The organism is Synoicihabitans lomoniglobus (genome assembly GCF_029023725.1).
Lineage (GTDB): Bacteria > Verrucomicrobiota > Verrucomicrobiia > Opitutales > Opitutaceae > Actomonas > Actomonas lomonigloba.
This window is the reverse complement of the sequence record NZ_CP119075.1, coordinates 4,687,718-4,709,968: the sequence shown is the minus strand read 5'-3', so window position 1 is coordinate 4,709,968 and position 22,251 is coordinate 4,687,718. Positions and strand designations below refer to the sequence as shown.

At 63.0% G+C, this 22,251-nt stretch carries 12 protein-coding genes; 9 read left to right on the top strand and 3 right to left on the bottom strand.

Going from position 1 to position 22,251, the window contains the following annotated elements:
• The first annotated feature begins 194 nt into the window (after positions 1 to 194).
• From PXH66_RS18025 to PXH66_RS18005, 5 genes are all read left to right on the top strand, one after another.
• Positions 195 to 2,390 (top strand): alpha/beta fold hydrolase, encoded by a 2,196-nt coding sequence (locus tag PXH66_RS18025; RefSeq protein ID WP_330931094.1) that lies wholly within the window; start codon positions 195 to 197, stop codon positions 2,388 to 2,390.
• Between the two features lie 11 nt (positions 2,391 to 2,401).
• The gene (locus tag PXH66_RS18020; RefSeq protein WP_330931095.1) at positions 2,402 to 4,414 is read left to right on the top strand and encodes a polysaccharide lyase family protein; all 2,013 of its coding nucleotides are present in this window, start codon (positions 2,402 to 2,404) and stop codon (positions 4,412 to 4,414) included.
• 14 nt (positions 4,415 to 4,428) lie between these two features.
• Entirely contained in the window at positions 4,429 to 6,096 is a 1,668-nt protein-coding gene (locus PXH66_RS18015) for a rhamnogalacturonan acetylesterase (RefSeq protein ID WP_330931096.1), read from the top strand.
• 63 nt (positions 6,097 to 6,159) lie between these two features.
• Positions 6,160 to 8,067 carry a beta-galactosidase gene (locus PXH66_RS18010; protein WP_330931097.1) on the top strand — a complete coding sequence of 636 codons (1,908 nt, stop codon included), beginning with the start codon at positions 6,160 to 6,162 and terminating at the stop codon, positions 8,065 to 8,067.
• 310 nt (positions 8,068 to 8,377) lie between these two features.
• Positions 8,378 to 12,133 carry a TonB-dependent receptor plug domain-containing protein gene (locus tag PXH66_RS18005; protein WP_330931098.1) on the top strand — a complete coding sequence of 1,252 codons (3,756 nt, stop codon included), beginning with the start codon at positions 8,378 to 8,380 and terminating at the stop codon, positions 12,131 to 12,133.
• Positions 12,134 to 12,330: 197 nt separating this feature from the next.
• Here PXH66_RS18005 and PXH66_RS18000 read toward each other — a convergent pair whose 3' ends face one another.
• Positions 12,331 to 13,335 (bottom strand): AraC family transcriptional regulator, encoded by a 1,005-nt coding sequence (locus PXH66_RS18000; RefSeq protein ID WP_330931099.1) that lies wholly within the window; start codon positions 13,333 to 13,335, stop codon positions 12,331 to 12,333.
• 122 nt (positions 13,336 to 13,457) lie between these two features.
• Entirely contained in the window at positions 13,458 to 14,249 is a 792-nt protein-coding gene (locus tag PXH66_RS17995; protein WP_330931100.1) for an SDR family oxidoreductase, read from the bottom strand.
• A 223-nt stretch (positions 14,250 to 14,472) separates the two neighbouring features.
• On the opposite strand from PXH66_RS17995, the gene PXH66_RS17990 reads away from it, so the two are divergent.
• From PXH66_RS17990 to PXH66_RS17980, 3 genes are all read left to right on the top strand, one after another.
• Complete coding sequence (locus tag PXH66_RS17990) at positions 14,473 to 15,825, top strand: GH1 family beta-glucosidase (protein ID WP_330931101.1); 1,353 nt, start codon at positions 14,473 to 14,475, stop codon at positions 15,823 to 15,825.
• 116 nt (positions 15,826 to 15,941) lie between these two features.
• Positions 15,942 to 18,221, top strand: a complete 2,280-nt coding sequence (gene yicI / locus PXH66_RS17985) for an alpha-xylosidase (protein WP_330931102.1) — start codon at positions 15,942 to 15,944, stop codon at positions 18,219 to 18,221.
• Positions 18,222 to 18,280: 59 nt separating this feature from the next.
• Positions 18,281 to 19,384: a LacI family DNA-binding transcriptional regulator gene (locus PXH66_RS17980; RefSeq protein ID WP_330931103.1), complete on the top strand. Its 1,104-nt coding sequence runs from the start codon at positions 18,281 to 18,283 to the stop codon at positions 19,382 to 19,384.
• Between the two features lie 13 nt (positions 19,385 to 19,397).
• Here the strand turns inward: PXH66_RS17980 and PXH66_RS17975 are convergent, their stop codons facing one another.
• A complete protein-coding gene (locus tag PXH66_RS17975) occupies positions 19,398 to 20,852 on the bottom strand; it encodes an MFS transporter (RefSeq protein ID WP_330931104.1) in 1,455 nt (484 codons plus the stop codon).
• A gap of 105 nt (positions 20,853 to 20,957) precedes the next feature.
• Here PXH66_RS17975 and PXH66_RS17970 point away from each other — a divergent pair, with 105 nt between their 5' ends.
• The gene (locus PXH66_RS17970) at positions 20,958 to 22,226 is read left to right on the top strand and encodes a hypothetical protein (protein WP_330931105.1); all 1,269 of its coding nucleotides are present in this window, start codon (positions 20,958 to 20,960) and stop codon (positions 22,224 to 22,226) included.
• The last annotated feature ends 25 nt before the right edge of the window (positions 22,227 to 22,251 follow it).

Here is a 22,251-nt window from a genome sequence, read left to right as displayed (position 1 = left end):
AGAGTTCTGTCAGGGTTGTTTCTGGAGAGAGGCGAGTAGGAAGATGATCCCTTACCCCTCATGCGAGCATGTGCCTAGCCCCTAGTCAGCGATTTCGTGGCCGTCCAACCTGGGCGCTATTCGGTCTTGGGCTTGCCTGTGCACTCGGGGGGCATGCGACTCCCGAATCAGCGCAACAGGCACAGGTCCGATGGATGCGCGAGAATCTCACCACCGTGCCGGAGTGGAACGCGTGGCAGGAAAAGACGGGCGAGTTGCCGCCGGATTTCGATACGTTGCCGCGCAGTGAATTTTTGCCCGATCCCTTGCGTTTTCTCGATGGGCGCCCAGTCGCGACATCGGCCGATTGGTCCGCCCGCCGGGACGAGATTCTCGACCAATACGAACATTACTTTTTCGGCCGCTTTCCTCCCAAACCGGCACTGACGCGAGTGGTGGCAGTCGAGTCGACCGCGGGCGACGGCTACCACGCGCGCACCGTGCAACTGGTGTTCGGTCCGGAGGATCGCGGGACGTTGCGCGTCAAAGTCACCGTGCCGGACGGTCCCGGTCCGCACCCGGCCGTGATCACGACCTCGCTCGATGGCTGGGCGGAGCATTTGATTCCGCGGGGTTACGCCGCCGTCGGTTTTGCGGGCAATGATTTCATGGACGATACGGCGGACCTGCCGGAGCTGTATCCAGATTATGACTTCGCCGCGCTGCCGCGCCGCGCGTGGGCCGTGCAACTGGTGGTCGACTATCTCGAGACGCGAGCGGACATCGATCACAACCGCATCGGCCTCTACGGCTATTCGCGCGATGGCAAGATGGCCACTATCGCGGCGGCCATCGAGCCCCGCATCGCCGCCGTCATGGCCGGCAGCACGGGCGTGGGCGGCGTATTGCCGTGGCGGTTGGCGGGCGAGTTCGGCATGGGCGAAAGCATCGAGTCGACCACGATGATGTTCCCACATTGGTTCCATCCGCGCATGCGGTTTTTTGCCGGCCACGAGGATCGGTTGCCCGTCGATGCCAATCTGCTCGTCGCCGCGATCGCGCCGCGCGCGTGCCTCATGCAATACGGCCTCAACGATGAGGTGTCCAACGTCTGGGCCAATGAACAGTCCTTTGCCTCGGCGCAACGTGTGTATGCGCTGCTCGGACATCCGGAGCGTCTCAGCCTGTTGCGCGGCCCCGGGTTTCACGGCTCGATCGATCCGCAAAAATGTCTCGATTGGCTCGACCTGCAGTTCGGTCACACCGCCGACAAGGCGGCGTGGTCGAACGATCGCATGTTTGCGTGGGATTGGGAGGTTTGGCGGTCGCAACACGCGGCGGAGTTTGATCCGAAGACTTATCCCGTTCACGCCCCCGGCGATTTCTCGGTTGAGTCCACCCGGGCGGCGGTGCGCGCCATGCTAGGGCCGACGCCCCCGCAGCCACCGACCCCCGTGCCGTTTTGGCGGCGTGGACCCGCCAAGCCGGTGCCGGGCCCGACGTATGCACAGGGCAGCGGACCGGGCCAACTCACGCCGGATGTGCCCGCCTGGGTCGCGAGTCGCGGGCGGATTCAGGAATTCGGCTGGCTCGCCGCCGATAATGATACTGTCGACTCGATCCGGGTGTCGTTCGGGCGGGGCTTGCACGGTGATCTGTTTTTTCCGCGGGATCGGCCGGAAGGGAAGCGTCTGCCGACCGTCATCTGGCTGCATGGTTACAGCTATCCGCTGGGCTACATGTGGGTTTACCGGCGCGACCTGCATCCGATCCTTGCGCTGGCGCAGGCGGGTTATGCGGTCTTGGCATTTGACCAGTCGGGCTTCGGCTCTCGGCAGGCGGAAACCGCGCCGTTTTACGAACGTTACCCCGAGTGGTCGCGGTTGGGCCGGATGGTCAATGATGTGAGCGCGGCGATTGACGCGTTGGACGGACAGGACCTGGTCGACGGGCAACGTATTTACGCGCTGGGCTACACGCTCGGCGGCGCGGTCGGACTGCATGCGGCGGCGTTGGACGAGCGCGTGCGCGGCGTGGTTTCGATTGCCGGATTCAGTCCGCTACGCTCCGACACGGTCGATTCCATCGCGGGCGGAATCGCGCGCTTCAGTCATCAACGCAGTTTGCTGCCGAAGCTGGGTTTCTTCATCGGTGAAGAGGCCCGCATTCCCTACGATTACGATGGATTGCTGGCGACGATAGCGCCGCGACCCGTGCTGGTCGTGCAGCCGACGATGGGGCGAGGCACCGACCCCGCCGCCGTGCGCGCCGCCGTTGAGCGGGCCCGACCGACCTTCGCGCAGCAGGGTTCTGCGGCCGACCTGACTTTGCTCGAACCCCACGATTACACGCGCTTTCCGACCGTTGCCCAGGAGGCAGTCATCGCGTGGATGAAGACGCATCTTCCCTAACCCTTTTGTATATGAAACTACCCCGATTCCTCCTCCCCCTGTTCGCAGCGCTGTTGGTGTCCGCGAGCGCCGCGATGGCGGCCACGGCCGTCACGCTCAGCGAAACCGCCGACGAATACATTCTCGCCAACGGCATCGTGACCGCACGCGTGGCCAAGGCGTCCGGCGATCTCGTTTCGCTGCGCTACGGCGAACGCGAAATGCTCGCAACGTTCCTCAATGAGAACGGCACGCCCGACCTCGCCAAAGACCCGCCCGGCCACAATCCCGAAGGCGTCAATCGCGGGTTCACCGATCACCAATACGGCTTCTGGTCCCACGACGCGATGGGGCCGCGCGGATCGGGTGACGCGATCGCCCGCATCACGATTGATCCGAAAACCAATGGCGGTGAGCGCGCGGAAGTTTCGGTCAAAGGCATCTCGCGGGATCGCTTCATGGGCACGGGTCCCGGCGTGCGCGGCGGTTGGGACGCGAAGGGGCAATTTGCAGCGGATATCGAGATCCGTTTCGCGCTCGGTCGCGGCGAGTCCGGGGTCTACACGTATTGCGCTTTCGAGCATCCGGCCGACTACCCGACCACCGCGCTGGGCGAGGCGCGGTTTTGCGCGAAGCTGGCGGACTTCTTTGATTGGATGAGCGTCGCCGACGGCGCGCATCACAACAAATATTACCCGAAGGGACTGCGCGAAGGGGACAAATACGTCTACACCGTGCCGCAGACCGACAACCCGACGTTTGGCTGGTCGAGCACGACCGAAAACGTCGGATTTTGGTGCCTCAACGCCTCGATGGAATACATGAGCGGCGGGCCGACCAAAGTGGAGTTTCAGGGCCATCGTGACACCAACCGCATCTCCGCCCCGTGTGTATTGAACTACTGGCGCAGCAGCCACTACGGCGGCTCCGCCGTCGATGTAGCCGCGGGCGAACAGTGGTCCAAAGTCATCGGACCGTTCATGCTGTATGTGAATTCCGGTGACGACCCGCAGGTGATGTTCGACGACGCCAAGGCTCAGCAAAAAGTCCAAGCGAGCGCGTGGCCTTATGCCTGGGTGAACGGCGTGGATTATCCGTCGCCCACCGAACGGGCGACTGTCCGGGGCGAACTCGTGCTCACGGATCCGCTCGCGCCCGGCGGGGCGAAGATGAGCAATGTGCGTGTCGGTCTCACCGCCGCGCCATGGACCTCGCCGATCGTCGGTCGCAGTGGCCAACCCACCGTGGTGGGCTGGCAGCGTGACGCGAAAAACTACCAGTTCTGGACGGAAGCGACCGACGCGGGCCGGTTTGAAATTTCCCACGTTCGGCCCGGCACCTACACGCTGCGCGCCTTCGCCGATGGCGTGCTGGGCGAGTTCGCTCAAGCCGATGTCACGATCGGCTCGGGGCCGGTGGATCTCGGCAAAATCACGTGGATGCCGGTGCGCCACGGTCGTCAGCTTTGGGAGATCGGCATCCCCAACCGTAACGGCTCCGAGTTGTTCCGGGGCGAGTCGTTTTGGGAACCGCAGATCCCGCTCGACTACGCGAAACTGTTTCCCGACGACGTGAACTTCGTCGTGGGCCAGAGCGACTTTCGCCAGGATTGGTTTTTCCAGCAAGTGCCGCACAACGAGAATCCCGACGTGGAGCCGCGTCCGTTCTACGGTATTCGTGACGAAGGTCGCGCCACGCCTTTCGCGGTGACCTTCGATGTGGATGCCACGCTGTCCGGCCGGGCGGTGTTGCGTCTCGCGCTCTGCGGCACCGCCACGCGCGAACTCGAAATCACGGTCAATGACCAGTCGGTTGGCACGATTACGTTGCCCATGAGCGACGGCGCGATCGCCCGTCACGGTCGGCAGGGACTCTGGTATGAAACGGAGTTGGCTTTCGACGCCGCGATGCTGCAGCGCGGGACCAATGTGGTGAAAATCATCGTGCCGGCCGGACCGATCAACAACGGCATTCTCTACGATTACGTTCGCCTCGAATGGGACGAGAAAACCCCCACCGCCACGTTGGCCGCCGCCGCGCACTGACTCCACTCCGCACCATGTTATTATCCACCCACCTCATGCGCGACCTGCGCCGGTTCGGGCACCGGACGGCGGTCGTCCTCCTCCTCGCGGGACTCGTGGTCCCGGCCCATGCGGCCGAACCGGTGGCGGACGCGACTTCCGAGCCGACGGAGTTGCCCACGATCTTCATTGCCGGAGATTCGACGGCGGCCAACGGCAATCCGGTCGCGACGGGGTGGGGGCGCATGTTCGGCGAGTATTTCGATTCAACGCGCGTCAACGTCGTTAACCGCGCTCGCGGCGGACGCAGCAGTCGCACCTTCATCACCGAAGGGCATTGGGCGAAACTCCTGGCCGAGGTCAAAGCCGGTGACATCGTGCTCATCCAATTCGGTCACAACGACGGCGGCCCGATCAACCATGAGCGCATTGCGCGCGGCTCGCTGCCGGGACTGGGCGATGAAACCGAAGCGATCGACAACCGGCAGACGAAGCAGCCCGAAGTCGTGCATACCTTTGGCTGGTATATGCGCCAGATGATCGCCGACGTGCGGGCGAAGCAGGCGCGGCCGATCCTGCTCTCGCTCACGGTGCGCAACTACTGGCGGGACGGCCGGGTTGAGCGCGGTTCCGGTGACTACGGTCAATGGACGCGGGCGTTGGCGGAGAGCGAAAAACTGCCGTTCATCGACCACACCAAACTCATCGCCGATGTTTACGAAAAACTCGGCCACGACGCGGTGAACGCCTTCTTCCCGCGTGACCATGTGCACAACGGCGCGGATGGTGCGCGCATCAATGCCATGATGGTGGTCAGCGGCCTGAAAGGGCTGCGCGAACAGTCGATCATCCGCGACCTCTCCCTCATGGGCCGCATGGTGCCGATGGCCGATCCCGGTGACGTTTACGTGCCGCCGCAACCTCCGCCGAAAGGTGGTCCCCGCGAGGAATTCATGACCTGGCTCAACCTGCCCGAGCCAGCCGATCCCACGCGACCCACGGTGTGGTTGATCGGTGATTCCACCGTGCGCAACGGGCGCGGCAACGGCTACGACGGGCAGTTCGGTTGGGGCGATCCGTTTGAGAAGTATTTTTATCCGGCTGCGACCAATGTGGTGAACCGCGCCGTCGGCGGCACGGGCGCGCGCACCTTCAACGGGCACTGGGCCAATACGTTGCCGCAGGTCAAGAAAGGCGATGTCGTGCTGATCCAGTTTGGTCACAACGACAACGGCTCGCGCGGCGCGCTGCGGGGCATTGGCGAGGAAACGGAAACCCGCGAAGATGCCACGACCAAGGAAACGGAAATCGTGCACACGTTCGGCTGGTATCTGCGCCGCTACATTGCCGACATTCGCGCCCAGGAAGCCACGCCCGTGCTGTGCACGCTCGTGCCGCGCAACAGTTGGAAGGATGGGAAAATCGCCCGCAGCACCGACAGCCACGCCGATTGGACTCGCGCCGTCGCGGCGGCGGAAGACGTCGCGCTGGTCGACCTCAACGAACGCATCGCGCGCAAGTATGACGTGCTCGGCGAGGACGCCGTCACCGCGCTCTTTGCCGACAAACGCGTGCACACCGGCTGGGACGGCGCGGAGCTCAATGCGTTGACGGTCGTCGAAGGCCTGCGGGCGCTCGACCCCAATCCGCTCGCCCGACACCTGCGGCCCAGCATGGGCATGCCCGCAAGCAGCGCCCCGTAACGCGCGCCTGAAACCCACCGTGGTGCGCCTGTCACCTTACCTTATCCGCCGATTTCTCCACCGATGACCTTTCGCTCGCTCCTGACGCTCAGTGTTTGCGCTCTCTTTCCCGCCTTTGCCCTCGCCGCTGCGCCCGTGCCCGACGGCCAGCCACACGCGCTGGAGTTGCGCGACGACAACTTCATGCTCGATGGGGAACCCATCCTGATCGCCGCCGGGGAGATGCATTTCGGCCGCGTATTGCCGGAGGATTGGGAGGATCGCATCAAGCAGGCCAAGGCCATGGGGCTGAACACGATGAGCTTTTATCTGTTCTGGAATCTGTGTGAACCGCAGGAAGGGGAGTTTGTTTTCGAGGGCATGACCGACGTGCGCCGCATGTTGGAGCTTTGTCAGGCCAACGGCATGTGGGCGATTTTACGGCCCGGGCCGTATTGTTGCGCCGAGGTCGAGTATGGCGGCATCCCGTGGTGGACCGCGCGTTACCCGGACGTGAAAATCCGCACCGACGATCCCACTTACGTCGCGTGGAGCAAGCGCTACATCGAACGCGTGTATCAGGAAGTTGAGGACATGCAGGTCACGCGGGGTGGGCCGCTGCTGATGGTGCAGATGGAAAACGAATACGGCATGGTCGCGCGCGGCAACAACGACTACCTCAAGTCGCTGCATGGCATCTTTCTCGACGCGGGCTACGAAGTCCCGCTGTTCACCTGCGACCCGTTCTTCTCCGCCGAGCGCGACTTCGGCATAAACCTGCCGGGGGTGCTGCGGGGGCGCAACGGACTCGATAACCAGCGCGCGCTCGACATGACCAAAGGCGTGATCGGGAGCGACCCGGCGTTTGCGTCGGAGCTCTACACGGCGTGGTTCAGCGGCTGGGGTCAGGAATTGGCGACGCGCCACGCTTCGATCGAGCACATTGTGGCCAAGACCGGCTTCCTCCTCGATCACCACGTGTCGTTTTGCTACTACGTTTTCCACGGCGGCACGACCTTTGGGTTCTTCAACGGGGCCAACGAGTTTCTGCCCGTGCAGACGAGTTACGACTACAACGCGCCGGTGGATGAAGCCGGGCGCGTGACCGAAAAATACCACGCGTTGCGGCACCTGTTGGCGGAGCGTCTCGACCTCGACCTGCCGCCGGTGCCGGCCGATCCGCCCGTGACCACGGTGCCCGAGTTTCGGTTGGAACGCAGCGCCGCGTTGCTCGATGTGCTGCCGGAAAAGCCGACCCTGGAAGCCGCACATCCGGCCACCATGGAGGAGTTGGGGCAGGACTACGGCTTCGTGCTCTACCGGAAACATTTTCCCCGTGGCATTCGCGGCGAACTCGAACTGCGCGACGCACGCGACTACACGAGTGTGATGATCAACGGTCGCGAGGTGGCGCAATCGTTCGTGGGCTACGGCCTCGATACCAACCGCATCATGTTGGATGAATCCGGGCCGGTGACGCTCGACTTGCTCGTCTACAACCTCGGCCGCATCAGCGTCATCACCGCGCAACACTCGCAACATCGTGCGCGCAAGGGACTCGACGGCGGCGCATGGCTCAATGGGGACGAGCTGACGGAGTGGCAGATGTTTTCCCTGCCGTTGCCGCATGGCAGCACCGTGACTCAGGCCGGAGCTGAGCACATCGGGCCCACGTTCTATCGCGGCCGGTTTGAAACCGCCGCAGAGGGCGGCACGTTTCTCGATCTGCGCGCCTGGAGTTTCGGCGTGGCGTGGGTGAATGGTCACAACCTCGGCCGTTTCTGGGAGCGTGGAGCGCAGCGCTCACTCTTCGTGCCGCGGCACTGGTTACGCGACGATGGCAACGAGATCGTGGTGTTGGAACTGGGCGCAGCCCCGACTGATCCCGTGGTCCGTGGCGGGACCGATATTGTCACGACCGAGCCGGTGCCGTTTCCGGTCCGTCTCGATCGGCGCAATCTGGCGCCACCCGAAAGCGCGCCGGAGTCGTAGGGCGGTTGGTTTAAGGAGCGGTAAGTGGCGGTCGGGCGGGGGTTTTCCGGACCGGGGGAAGGCGACGAATCGACGCGTGCTTTGCGTCCACGGCCCGGCGCGGAGGCAAGGGCTGGGCCGACGGTGATCGGGGAGGCTTTGTCGGGTGATGCGAAAAAGATTGAACCATAAATCATTAGTGATTTAACGAAACATCAAGTCACCCAAACTCTGCCCCGGTTTGTCCTCTCACCTCTGCTCCGGCAGGGCTGAAACGGCGTCGGGTGGTGTCTCTGTGGTGGCTTCGGTAACAACCCAAACACCTAGCCCCATGCTCACAAAAACCTACTCAGCTCCGCCTGCTGCGCGCCGTTTCTGGCTACCGCAGGCGTTGGCCGCCGGCCTGCTCGGTTTGACCTGGCCGGTCTCGGCTCAAACCGCCGTCGGATCTTCCGATGGCACTGTCGATGACGAGGATATCGTCATGCTGTCGCCCTTCACCGTTGATGCCCAGGAGGATGCGGGCAGCTACCGCGCCACGTCCACCCTGGCCGGTTCGCGCATTCGCACCGATTTGAAGGATGTGGCGTCGTCGATCACTGTGATCACCGCGGAGTTCCTCAAGGACACCGGTGCCACCGACAATCAGTCTCTGCTCCAATACACGACCAATACGGAAGTCGGTGGCGTTTACGGCAACTACGCCGGCGTCGGCGGCACGTTCATCGATGGGGCCAACGAGAGCTCCAACTTTTTGCGGCCGAATAACAACACCCGCGTGCGGGGTCTCGATTCGGCCGACAATACGCGTGACCTCTTCCAATCGGACATCCCGTGGGATGCCTACAATGTCGGTCGCGTTGATCTGCAGCGCGGTCCCAATTCAATCCTGTTCGGCTTCGGATCTCCGGCCGGTATCATCAATACCAGCATCAACGGCGCCACCCTCGGTCGCAGTTCCGGCAATGTGGAGTTTCGCGTCAGCAGCCATGGCAGCATGCGCGGCTCGTTCGACTACAACAAAGTATTGATCGAGAACGAACTCGCGGTGCGTTTGTCCGGTGTTTCCGATGACACGCAGTATCGTCAGAAACCCGCCTTCAACCGCGCCGACCGGATCTTCGGTGCCCTGCGTTGGGCGCCGTCGTTCCTGCAAACCGACTCCGCCTCGACCGTGATTCGCGCGAACTACGAAAGCGGTGAAGTCACCGCCAACCGGCCGCGCTCGCTCCCGCCCTGGGATCACATCACGCCTTACTTTGATGCCAACGCCATCAATCGGCAGTCGTGGGATCCCTACTACGCGTGGGCCGCCGGCGTCGTGAGTTACTCCTCCTCCGACGTCGCCCCCGGCGTGACGCCCAACCCATGGGTCGTGCAATACTTCGGACCCGGACTGCAAAACGTCAGCGCCCCGACCTTCATCTACGACTCCGCGGGAGCCAGCAGCTACAACGCCGTTTACCAAGCCAGTCCCGGCACCTATTTCGGCATCAATCCGGCGGGCGAACGCGATGGCAGCATCGATGGATTCCCCTACGGGTCCAACATCGGCATCGGCAACTATGCCGACGCCGCCAAGAACTCGGACCGGATCGGAGCCGGGGATTTTCCCGCGGCGGACAAGGGCTTCTACAAGCGCAAGTCCATCACCGACACCAGTATCTTCGATTTCTACAACAACCTGCTCGATGGCGAAGCCAAGCGCGAGTGGCAGAACTTTGACGCCTACAACGTCACGCTCGAACAGACGTTTTTCGACGGCAAGCTGGGCGTAGAGCTCGTCTACGACATGCAGGAGTATGACGACGGCCAGACCCGCAATCTCAACGATCCGTATCTCTCGGTTGATATCCGCACCAACCTGATGCGCTACCCGGGGGCGTTTGCCGACATCGTCGTGCCCAACCCCAACGTCGGCCGCGCCTTTGTCGGGGGCAACTCCAAGAACGGGGGCAACAGCACGAGCTTCAGTGAGCGCGAGAACCTGCGCGCCACGGCGTTTGCGGATCTCGATGTCGCCGATTGGCTGGGCAGCGATTCCTTCCTCGGCCGCATGCTTGGCCGCCATGTCATCACCGGCGTGTATTCGGACGAGACCTACGACCGCGAGGACCGCAACTTCGTGCGCTACGCGGTTGATCCGTCCTGGTCCGACGCCATCGGTTCCGGCGGCGGCGGCCCGGTTGATCTGGGGGCCAACACCGGCGGCCTGTCACAGGGTGACGTCACACTCGACTGGGTCTACTACCTGTCCGGCAACCTCAGTGCGACCAGTTCCGCCTCCGGTCTCAACCTGCCGCGGATCACCGGCATCCACGACCCGTCCGGCGAACACGGCATCGAATACTTCGACAGCACCTGGAATGCGCCGGGCGTCGATCCGGGTGCCTATTGGTTCAACACCGCTCGCGGTCTGACCAATGATCCCGCCGGTGAAGATTCCACGCAGTCCGAAAATCCCCGCAACTACGTGGGATGGACCACCGGTTCCTTCAACGTGCTCAACGCCGCCAACGGCGACATCGACCAGCTCTACACCGATATCAGTCGGGTGCAGCGGGTGACTGAATCGACCGCCCTGACCTGGCAGGCCTACTTGATCGACGATCTGTTGGTGGGCACCTACGGCTGGCGCGAAGACACGCAGAAACTGCGGTCGGGCGCCTCCAGTTCGAACGAAGCCGGCAATACCGACGGTTACGCGCACATCAATCCCGCACTCGATCCGCTCGACACCACCACCGGGATCAGCGAAGGCCAGAGCCGCAGCTGGGGTCTGGTGCTGCACACGCCGCGATCGATTCGCGAACGTCTGCCCTACGGCACCAACTTCAGCCTGACCTACAGCAACGGTCGCAACTCCCGGGTGGAAAATCGCTACGGCTTCGGCGGCAACGCGCTGCCCAACGCCAAGGGCGAGACCAAGGACTACGGCGTGGTCATCAGCACGCTCGACGATCGCCTCCAGCTCAAGGTCACCAAGTATGAGACCACCGTCTCCGACGCCAACCTCTCGAGCGTGAGCACGGAAGTGTCGACCCTCGGGTCCAACACCTACTACCTGCGCAACCTCGAAGCATGGGGCACCGGCACCGTCATGGCCTACCTCAACGGCTTCGATGGCAACCAGGCCGGCAACGAGTGGTTCTGGAACTGGGCGCACGTCGATGAAGGATTCAATGGATTCACCGATCCCAATAGCGCCGAATTCAACAACCATCCCTCGACGATCGCCCAGAAGGCCGCCGTCAGTTCCTGGTTGTCCCAGATGCAGTCCGCCGAGTGGTTTGACGCCTACGGTTTCAACATCAATTACGCCGCCGCCGTCGCGGGAGACTACGCCAACGCCTTCCCGGGTTGGAATCCGTCCCCCGCCATTGGCGACATCCAGCCCGCCGGCGGTGGCCGCATCAACGGCACCTGGCCGACCGGCACCGCCAACAACAAGTCGGAAGGCTGGGAATTCGAGCTGACGGGTCAGCCGACCAAGAACCTGAATGTTTCCGTCAATGCGTCCAAGACCACCGCGTCGCAGACGTCCCTCGGTCAGGATCTGGTCAACTTCGTCGAGGCTCAATACGCCAAGTATCAATCCCCGGCCGGCGACCTGCGGCTGTGGTGGGGCGGTGGTGACACCTTCCGCCAGACCTACGAGACCAACATCTGGTCCGCCTACCAGTTCCAGCTCCAGACCAATGGCAAGATGGTGCCGGAGATGGCGCCCTGGCGCTTCAACATGGTCACGAACTACTCGTTCGACGAAGGCATGCTCAAGGGCACCAACGTCGGACTCGCCTACCGCTGGTCGGACAGCCGCATCCTCGGCTACCGTCTCAACGCCGCGCAGGACAACCTCGACGTCGACAGCCCCATCTGGAGCGCGTCCGAGGACCACGTGGACATGTGGGTGGGACACGAGCGACCGCTCACCGAGAAGATCACCTGGCGCGTGCAGCTCAACCTGCGCAACATCGGCGAGAGCCCGCACCTCGTGCCGATCAGCGTGCAACCGGATGGTTCGCCGGGTGCCTATCGCATCTCCGACGGCTTCAACTGGTCCTTCACCAATACGTTCTCGTTCTGATTTCCGGTCTGTCGTCTCCTGGTTTTCGGTATGCATGAGGAGACGCGCTGACCGGTCCGGTTAGGTGTTAGCCGGAGAATGAACCGGAAAATCCGGCCCTCGTCGCACGCGCGGCGGGGGCCTTTTTTTATGGCGAGAAGCGCGACCTCACGACCGTCTCGCGCGCGACTTCGTTCCGACCTCGTGCCCCGGCCGTCTCAAGCGACGCGCTCGCGATGCAGTTTACGCCAACGACCGGGCGGCATGCCTTCCCAGCGATGAAAGGCGCGGAAGAACGAATTGGCATCTTCGTAACCGAGCAGGTAGGCGGTCTCGTTGAGCTCCAGCGCGGAGTGCCTCAGGTAGTGATGCGCGAGTTCTCGGCGCGCGTTCTCCATGACCTGCTGATAAGTCAGGCCGGAGGCGGCCAGGCGACGTTGCAAGGTGCGCACGCTTTGGCCGATTTCACGGGCGATGTCCCGGATGTCGGGACGGCGACCGGCGAGCACTCGTTTGATGGTAAGTTTCACCAACTCGCCGGCGTTGGCGCCCGCGTTCTGGATCACCAACTCCTTTTCGAGCTGGGGACTGATGGCGGCCAACAGATCGGCGTTGTGCGTCACAAAGGGGCGCTCGATATCGGATCGACGAAACACGATCAGGTTGTGTTTCGCATTAAAGCGCACCGGACAGCCGAAATGGGTTTCGAGCTCCTCGCGGTGGGCGGGTGGACGCGCATAGTCGACGCGCAAGGGCGTGAGCGCGCGCCCCGTGCCGCGTCGGCCGATCGCCTGCACCCATGCGAAACACATGTCGGTGAAGACCGATGGTTCGGTGTCGCGAGCGAGCATCCAGACGAAGCGGACGGTGTAGGTATCGGCGGTGGCGGCCAACTCGATCTTCTCCGGACACGTGAGCTGTTTGTAGCGGGCGGCCCGCTCCATCGCGTCCGTGAAATTGCGGGTGTAGAGCGACGCGATCGCGATCGGATCGTAGCGTTCGATGCGGTCTTCGTTGCCAATCTTGATACCGACCAGCGGATCGGGAGAGAGCGCCTCGATCGCCCGCCACAACGCGAACATTTCGTCGGTGGTGACGTAGATTTTCTCCTGTTCGAAAAACGTGGCCGGCAGTTCGGCGTGCCGTAGCACCGCCGCGGGCGACAGCGATAGTTCTTCCAGTTTGGCCGGGAGCAGGCCGGAGACGCGAAAGTGTTTGCTCATGGCGAAAAGGGAGCCCTCGCGGCCCCCGGTGGGATGAACAATCCCGCCCGGCCGGGCTGGCCGCAATCCGGGAAGCCGGAAAAACGGTGGCTCAGCGGAGACGGGACGGGGAGGGCGAATGCTCAGACCTGATGGGTGGGCATGACCGTCACCTGCTGCAGGTTGACGTGGCGCGGGAGGGCGACGGTGAACCCGATCGTCTCGGCGATGTCCTCGGATTTGAGGAGCGTCATCGCTTGGGCCGCTCCATTGATCCAATCCGTCACGGCGGGATCGGTCACGTGGCTGGCGAGTTCGGTTTCGACGAGACCGGGCTCGATCATCGAGACGCGAACATCGGCGGGGCCGAGCTCGGCGCGCAGGTGACGGGAGAGGTGGCTGATGGCGGCCTTGGTCGCGCTGTAGACGGCGAAGGAAGGGAAGACATTTTGAGCCGCGATCGAGGAAATGTTCACCAAGTCGGCGACACCGTTTTCCTGGGCGGAAGCGGTGAGAGCCGGAGTGAACGCCCCGATCACGCGCAACGCACCCGTGAGGTTGAGATCGATCATGCTCTCCCAGTCGTTGACCCGCGTTTCTGTGATCGGCGCGGGCAACATGACCCCGGCGTTATTGATCAGAATACTCGCGCGACCGAGCTCGGCCGTGACGGTGGCGGCGGCGGCAGCGACCTGTTCGGGCGACGTCACGTCGACCTCGATGGCGAGCGCGGTGCCACCGGCGGCGGTGATCTCGGCGACGAGGGCATCGAGTTTGGATTTACGGCGAGCGAGGAGGGCGACCTTGGCCCCGAGACTCACGAGGCGTTGGGCGGTGGCGGCGCCGATGCCGCTGGATGCGCCCGTGATGACGGCGATACGACCGGACAGCGGCAGCGTGGTGACAGAGAGAATTTCAGCAGTGGGTGAACTCATGGTGATGAACTTTCGATGGAATGTTGGAATGTATTCCCCGCCGGCCGTCGGTGACGGCGCGATGTGCTGGGAACGTCACCATATTAGCTCGGATTGCCCGGGGGTTCACTAGCCGCACGTGCCAATTAATATGCCAATCGCGCCAAGAGGGAGGGGGATTTCCTAATTTAGTTTTGCGTTAAATCATTATCATGGTCCCTTATCGAACGAGCGCCTCGTTCCCATGTCTCTCCCCTGCAATTCTACTTTTCCGGCCGGTTTTATCTGGGGTGTGGCTACGGCCGCGGCGCAAATTGAAGGTGCGGCTTTTACCGACGGCAAGGGGGAGTCTATCTGGGATCGCTTTGCCCGGCAGCCCGGCAAGGTGCACGGCGGTGATACGCTCGACGTGGCGTGTGATCACTACCACCGCTTCGACGAGGATTTTGCCCTGATGGCATCGTTGGGCGTGAAGCACTACCGGTTGTCGATTTCCTGGCCCCGAATCTATCCGGATGGCGACGGCGAGCTGAATCAGGCGGGGTTGGATTTTTACGCGCGGTTGTTTGATGCGATGGCGCGACACGGGATCACGCCGTGGGTGACGTTGTTTCATTGGGACCTGCCCCAGGCGTTGGAAGATCGGGGAGGGTGGCGCGCGCGCGAAACCGTGGAGGCATTTGGTCGTTACGCGACCACCGTGGTGCAGGCGTTTGCCGACCGCATCGAACATTGGATCACGCTCAACGAGATTCGCTGCTTCACCCAGCTCGCTTACGGCTACGGGCTCAAGGCCCCCGGGGTGAAAGTTGATGCGGCGACGTTGAATCAGATTTATCACCACGCGCTGGTGAGCCACGGACTGGCGGTGCAGGCGGTGCGACAATACGGCGGACCACGTGCGCAGGTGGGGCTCACCGACAACAGTGACGTGTGTATCCCCGTGACGGAGACACCGGCCGATATCGCGGCGGCGCGGGAATGGTATCGGCGCAAGAATCTGCACCTGCTCGGGGCCATCTCGAACGGTGGTTACAGCGACGAGTATCTGGAGCGTTGCGGGAAGGATGCACCGAAGGTGGCGGCCGACGATTTTGCTTTGATCAGCGCGCCCACGGATTTTCTGGGCCTCAATCTCTACACGGGGCCGTTTGTGCGAGCCGGAGCCGATGGTGAACCGGAGGAAGTGCTCTTGCCGTCGGCTTATCCCAAGGCCGACAGTCCGTGGCTGCATTGGGCCCCGCAGGTCATTTATTGGGGCACGCGGCTCGCGCACGAAACCTACGGCGTGAAGTCGATCTACATCACCGAAAACGGCTGCGGTTACAACGACGAGCCGGTGGTCGCGGGCGAGGTGAATGATCTGCACCGCCGGGAGTTTTTGCGCGCCCACTTGCGCGAATTGCAGCGGGCGATCGCGGACGGAATTCCGGTCGACGGTTATTTTCTGTGGTCGTTCATGGACAACTTTGAATGGGAGGACGGTTACGAGCGCCGCTTCGGCATCGTGCACGTTGACTTCGCCACGCAGCAGCGCACGCCCAAGTTGTCCGCCCATTATTACGCCGCGGTTATCAGCGCGAACCGCGTTGTTTGAGCGCGGCTTCCCGACTCGTCGATAGAGTGACTAGAATAGCCTTTGCCTCCTTAGATTTAACGTAACATCAACCGAATCTCGACCAACCCGGCCGAGTGTGAAAAACCCCTGACATCATGAAGTTTACCGACGGCGCCTGGTTGGTGCGGCCCGGCCTGCAGCCCCATTATCCTGCGGAAGTCCATCGTGTGCAGCGCGACGGCGACGCCTTGGTCGTGCATGCTCCCACGCGTCCGGTGCGGCATCGCGGCGACACATTGCAGGGACCGCTGCTCACGGTGCGGTTGGACTCGCCGTTGGAGGGCGTCGTTCGCGTGCGCATTTCTCATTTCACGGGCAGTCATGCACGCGGGCCGCAGGTGCCGCTGAATCCGGTTGAAGCGCCGGAGGTGGAGATCGAGGAAACCGACGGCATGGTGGCGTTGCACACCGGAGCGCTCACGGCGCGATTGGCCAAACAGGGAGGTTGGTCACTGCGGTTCGAGCGGCCGGATGGCACCACCTACACGCACAGCGGATTCCGCAGCGTGGGTTACGTCGAAAACGGCAGTGGCGGACCCTACATGCACGAACAGCTCGATCTCGCCGTCGGGGAAAACGTCTATGGGTTGGGCGAGCGTTTCACGGCTTTTGTCAAAAACGGGCAGGTGGTGGAAAACTGGAATCGGGACGGCGGCACGGGCAGTGAACAGGCCTACAAGTGCGTGCCGTTTTACCTGACCAATCGGGGTTACGGAGTGCTCGTCAACGACACGGGGCCGGTCTCGTTTGAGGTGGGTTCGGAACGCGTCTCACGGGTGCAGTTCAGTCTCCCGGGCGAGCAGTTGGAGTATTTCGTGATCGCGGGCCCCACGCCCAAGGACGTGCTCAACCGGCTCACGGCGTTGACCGGTCGTCCCGCCCTGCCGCCGGCGTGGTCGTTTGGCCTGTGGCTTACCACCTCGTTCACGACGCAATACGATGAGGCGACGGTGAACGGGTTCATCGAAGGCATGCGCTCCCGCGACCTGCCGCTGCATGTGTTTCACTATGATTGTTTCTGGATGCGGGAGTTTTGCTGGTGCGACTTCCAATGGGATGAACGCACCTTCCCCGATCCCGCGGGACAGTTGCAGCGCCTGCATGAAAAAGGACTGCGGGTCTCGGTGTGGATCAATCCCTACATCGGGCAGATGTCCCGCCTGTTCGATGAAGCGGTGCGCGAGGGCTACTTGTTGAAAAAGCCCAACGGCGATGTGTGGCAGACCGATCTCTGGCAACCCGGCATGGGCATCGTCGATTTCACCAACCCGGCGGCCCGGGACTGGTTTGTCGGTCACCTGCGCCGATTGCTGGCGATGGGGGTCGACAGTTTCAAAACCGACTTTGGCGAACGCATCCCGACCGATGTCGTCTGGCACGACGGTTCCGATCCCGATCGCATGCACAATCATTACGCAGTGCTCTACAACGAGGCCGTGTTCGAGTTGCTCCGCGAAGTGCGCGGTGACGGTGAAGCGGTGTTGTTTGCACGATCGGCTCACACGGGCGGACAGAAATTTCCCGTGCACTGGGGCGGTGATTGCAACTCCACCTTCGAGTCGATGGCCGAGTCCCTGCGGGGTGGTTTGTCGCTCGGCGCGTGTGGTTTTGGCTTCTGGAGTCATGACATCGGCGGATTCGAGGGGCAGCCGGACCCGGCGGTCTACAAACGCTGGGTGGCGTTTGGTCTGCTCTCTTCGCACAGCCGCATGCACGGCAGCACGTCCTACCGCGTGCCCTGGGCGTTTGATGAAGAATCCTGCGATGTCCTCCGGTATTTTACCCGGCTCAAGTGTCGGCTCATGCCCTATCTTTTCGCCAAGGCCGTCGAGGCGCACCGCACCGGCGTGCCGTTGATGCGCGCCATGGTGATGGAGTTTTGCGACGATCGCGGCTGCGATGCCCTCGACCGCCAATACATGCTCGGGGACCGCTTGTTGGTGGCACCGGTGTTTTCCGTCGCCGGCGAAGTGGATTTTTACCTGCCGACGGGCTCGTGGGTGCACCTGCTCACCGGGGAGGAGCGCTCGGGCGGCTGGCATCGCACCCACCACGACTTCATGGATCTGCCCCTCTACGTGCGGACGGGATCGGTGCTGCCGCTGGGCGGCGACGAGACCCGACCGGACTACGATTGGGCGGAGGGCGTGACGCTGGCGATATATCGTATCGAGGATGGCGATACAGCAACGTGCACCGTGCCGGGATTTGACGGCGCGGCGGAGACCGTGGCCGCGGTGAGCCGGGTGGGCGAGACCCTCATCGTGACCCTGACCGGTCGCGTGCCATCGCGCTGGTCGGTGCGCCTGTTGCCCGGCGACGGCGAAATCGTCGCGGATCCGGGGGCGAGCGCCCTGACGATTGATGTTCCCTAAACCGGCCGCGCTGCGCGCTTGCCGGTCGACGGGCGCGCCGCCACTGTCACTCGCCTCGCATGCCCCGACCCCGTAAACCCAAATCCTCGCGCGCCGCCACCTTGGCCGATGTCGGTCGTGCCGCCGGTGTTTCCGCCATGGCGGCATCGGCGGTGCTCAACTCGGTCAAAACCTCGTCGCGCATCTCGGCCGAAACCCGCGAACGCATTCTGGCCGCGGCCGCCGAACTGCAATACCGACCCAATGCCGCGGCCCGCGCGTTGTTGCACCGGCGCATGAACACGATCGGTGTCGCGGCGGTGGTCGACGACAAGAACGAGCTCAATCACTACTTTCTCGCGTTGCTCAACGGCGTGCTGACCGCCGCGACCCACCACGAGCAAAACACCACGGTGTTTGCGCTGCACGATTGGAGCAATGACACGCGTCGATTGGACTCGGTTTGTGACGGTCGCATCGACGGTTTGATTCTTTTCGCCCCGACCTTTGACGCGGAGGTCGGGCGCAAGCTCCCCGCGCACACGCCGTATGTCACCATCCACGCCAATCACGCGGTGGAAGGGGTGGTCAACATCGAGAGCGATGAGGAGAACGGCGCGTTTATGATGGTGGAGCATCTGTTGGCGCAGGGCCATCGGCGCATCATGCACATCGCGGGTCCCGAAGGTTTCACCGGGGCCGACCGGCGGGTGACCGGTTACCGGCGCGCGTTGAAAAAGCACAAGGTGCGCTTCGAGCGTTCACTGGTGGTGCATTCCTTGTTTGACGATACGCACGGGCACGAGGCGATGCGGGGCTGGTTGCAACACCATGCTGGCGAGCCCCTGCCGCATGCGGTGTTCTGCGCCAATGATGCCATTGCGATCGGTTGCATCGAGGCGTTGGCCGAGTGCGGTCTGCGCGTGCCCGACGATATTTCGGTGGCGGGTTTTGACGATACGCTGGCTTCGCGTGCGTCGGTGCCGCAGCTCACCACCGTGCGTCAGCCGTTGGTGCAGATGGGGCGGCAGGCCACCCAGATCCTGCTCGAACGCATCGGCACGATTCCCAATGTGCCGCCGCCGCCGTCGCCGGTGGTGCTGCCGGTCGAGGTGGTCGAGCGGGCTTCGGTGGGACCGCGCCCGGCGGTCGATCGCATCGTGCCCGCACTCAAGCGGCGGTAAGGCCTCGGGCAACTCACACCGTGCCGCGCCGCGCCTCGAGGGCGGCGCGAATCTCCGCCATGCGAACCGGCGTGAGGTTGAACCGGTAGAGCGCGAACAGGGCGACGATCAGGCCGACAATGGGGATGGCGGCGAGATAGAACCGAATGTTGAACAACGTCTCGGCGCTTTGAATCTGCAGCTCGGAGTCGAAGCCGGTGGCATCGAGAATGACACCGGACAGGCCGATGCCCGCGGCCATGCCGACTTTGAGAATCCAGGAACGGCAGGCGGCGAACGCCCCCTCGCGACGTTTGCCGGTTTCCAGTTCGTCGGCGTCGAGCACGTCGGCCATCATGGAACCGTCCAACATGTGAAAGCCGGCACCGGTGAACGCGATCAGCCCGGTCGCGAGCATTTGCAGCCACACGATCTCCGGCGTGTAGAGCCACCAGGTCGAGACGAACACGGCGATGGCGGAGAACTGCACGATCTTCATCGCGCCGCGCTTGCCGATACGGTGGGAGATCCAGCCAAACACCGGCACGCCGGAGAGGCCCATGACCATGCCCATGAGACCCATGTATCCATTCCACTGTGACCCGACGGACTGATCACCGCTGCACACGTAGTAGATGGTGCAATGGTAGCCGAGCGTGCCGACCATGCTGGTGCCCATGCCGTAGGCGAAGGCCATGGCGAGGATGGCGCGGAACGGCTTGCACCGGATGCTCTGCCACAGTGTTTCGGCGACCTTGGTCTTCTGCTGTTTTTGCGCGACGACGCCCTCGTAATAGCGTTCCCGCGTCGCCTTGAAGATGAAGATGCCCACCACGATCATGATGGCGCCGAGGATGGTCGTGTAGATCTGCGCGCCACGCAGGTAGTCCGTCTCACCGGTGTCGGCGTCTTGCCAGATCGACCACGTCACAAACGCGGACGCGAAGAACATTGCGACCTCCGGCATCTTCTGGATCGCGCCCTTGATCGCGAAGATCTGGGTGCGTTCGTGGTAGTTGGGCGTCATCTCGTAGCCCAGACTGTTGTAGGGCATCATGACGCAGCTCACGATCGTGATGTAGAGGGCGGACGATCCCACCATCCACCAGAAATACTGCATTTCCGACCAGTCCCGCGGCACCGCGAAAAGCAGCGGCAAGCCGATGCCCGCCAGAATGCTGCCGACCAGAATGAACGGCCGACGCCGACCCCACCGGGTGCGGCAATTATCGGACCACCAGCCGAACAGTGGATCCGAGAAGGCGTCGAACAGTCGATTCAACATCAGCGCCAGCCCGATCAAGCTGGACGACACGTGGAAATAGAAACCAAACACCGGCCACACCATGCCCACGTAGAGCCAGTTGCCCCACATATCGATGAACGAGCCCATGCCATAGGCGACCTTCTGGCCCATGGGCACGCGCTCGGCAGACGAAGGGGAGACTTCGTTGGGGGCGGGGGAATCCTGGGCTTCGGGGGTTGCCATAGATGTAGCGTTAAATCAGAAGAGATGGATACGTCGGGTCAACGGGCGAAATCGTCCGTTGGCGATATTCTCATTCCGTCCTTCCTTTTTCCCCCAACCCCTCCGATGAACGTGCCGCTCAAACTGCGTGTCGTGGCCCTCGGGACGATCGTGTGCGCGACCGGGCACGTCGTTCCGGCGGCAACGCCCCCGTCCATCCAACAGACCGTGGCGTCCCGCTCCGCGCCGGACTCCCGCCCCTACCTGCTTTTCCTCGGGGCGGACCTGGCGGTGAAAGCGGAGGACACGTGGTGGAAGATTGATGGGGTGGAACGCGATTGGTTTCTCTCCCATGTCGGCGAGTTGCCCACGCGCATTCCCATGAACCGGCCCGGGTTTGAGTTTACCTTCGAGCAGGCGCTGAAGGTGTCTGCCAATCTGGCGACGTTGGGCGATGTCGTAGCGAAGTCGGATTATACGCGGCTCAATGACCCCGGTCGTCGGTGGCTGGAGAGTCAGGCGCTTGCGATTTCGGGCATCGACGCTGAAGTCAATGCCGCCACCCGCAAGCTCCGGGCCTTGAACGCGGCCGCCGAACAGCGACAGGCGGTGCTTAACAACCCCAACTCTGATCCGCTCGTCGTGGCCGCCGTGTTGCAGGAGCCCGCTCCCGACACCGCGGGAGCCATGCGCGATCTTTCAACGGCGGTGCAGGGTATGGGCAGCGAGCAGTTCGACCCCAGTTTCTATGCTCGTCGGAAGGCTGAGACCGAGGGGAGTGGTGAGCAACACGATGCGTTGCGGCTGCGTTTCACCCTGTCACCGCGGCATGATTTGGTCGATCCGTATGCGTTGATTTACGTCGAGTTTGCGGTGGCAGACCCGGCGGAATTTCGGGCGCATCGGCGAGTGTTTGCCGAACCGCTGCGACCAATGACGGCGGGGGAAACGGCGAAAGTGGACTTACTCAAGGGGGGCTTTCCGCCCGGCTTCACCTTCGATCATGTGCGGGTGCATCTTTTCGACGCGGGGCGAGAGGTGCCGACCAACCAATCCGAACGGCGCACACCGGTGACCCGTGAGGAGACATTTCAGTTTCTGGTGCTCGATCACGTCAGCCGCCACCGCACGGCCAAATCCGATGCGCCGGCCGAACTCATGAAGGAGCTGCTGACTCCCGAAGGCCGCGCCGCGTTGAACGCACTCGACGTGGTCTGCTTTGGTCGCGTCACTGCGGATGGTCGGTTGGCCGGACTTTTTCACGATGCAGCCGGGACGCGTCCGTGGCCGGACGCGGACACAGGTGCCGCGTTGCAGGATCTGCGTTTCAAGCCGACCGTGGTGGCGGGCGAAGCCGTGGCGACGATCGTGCCGTTGGCGGTTCCGACACGGTAATCGATCAACTGTAGGAGCGTGCTTG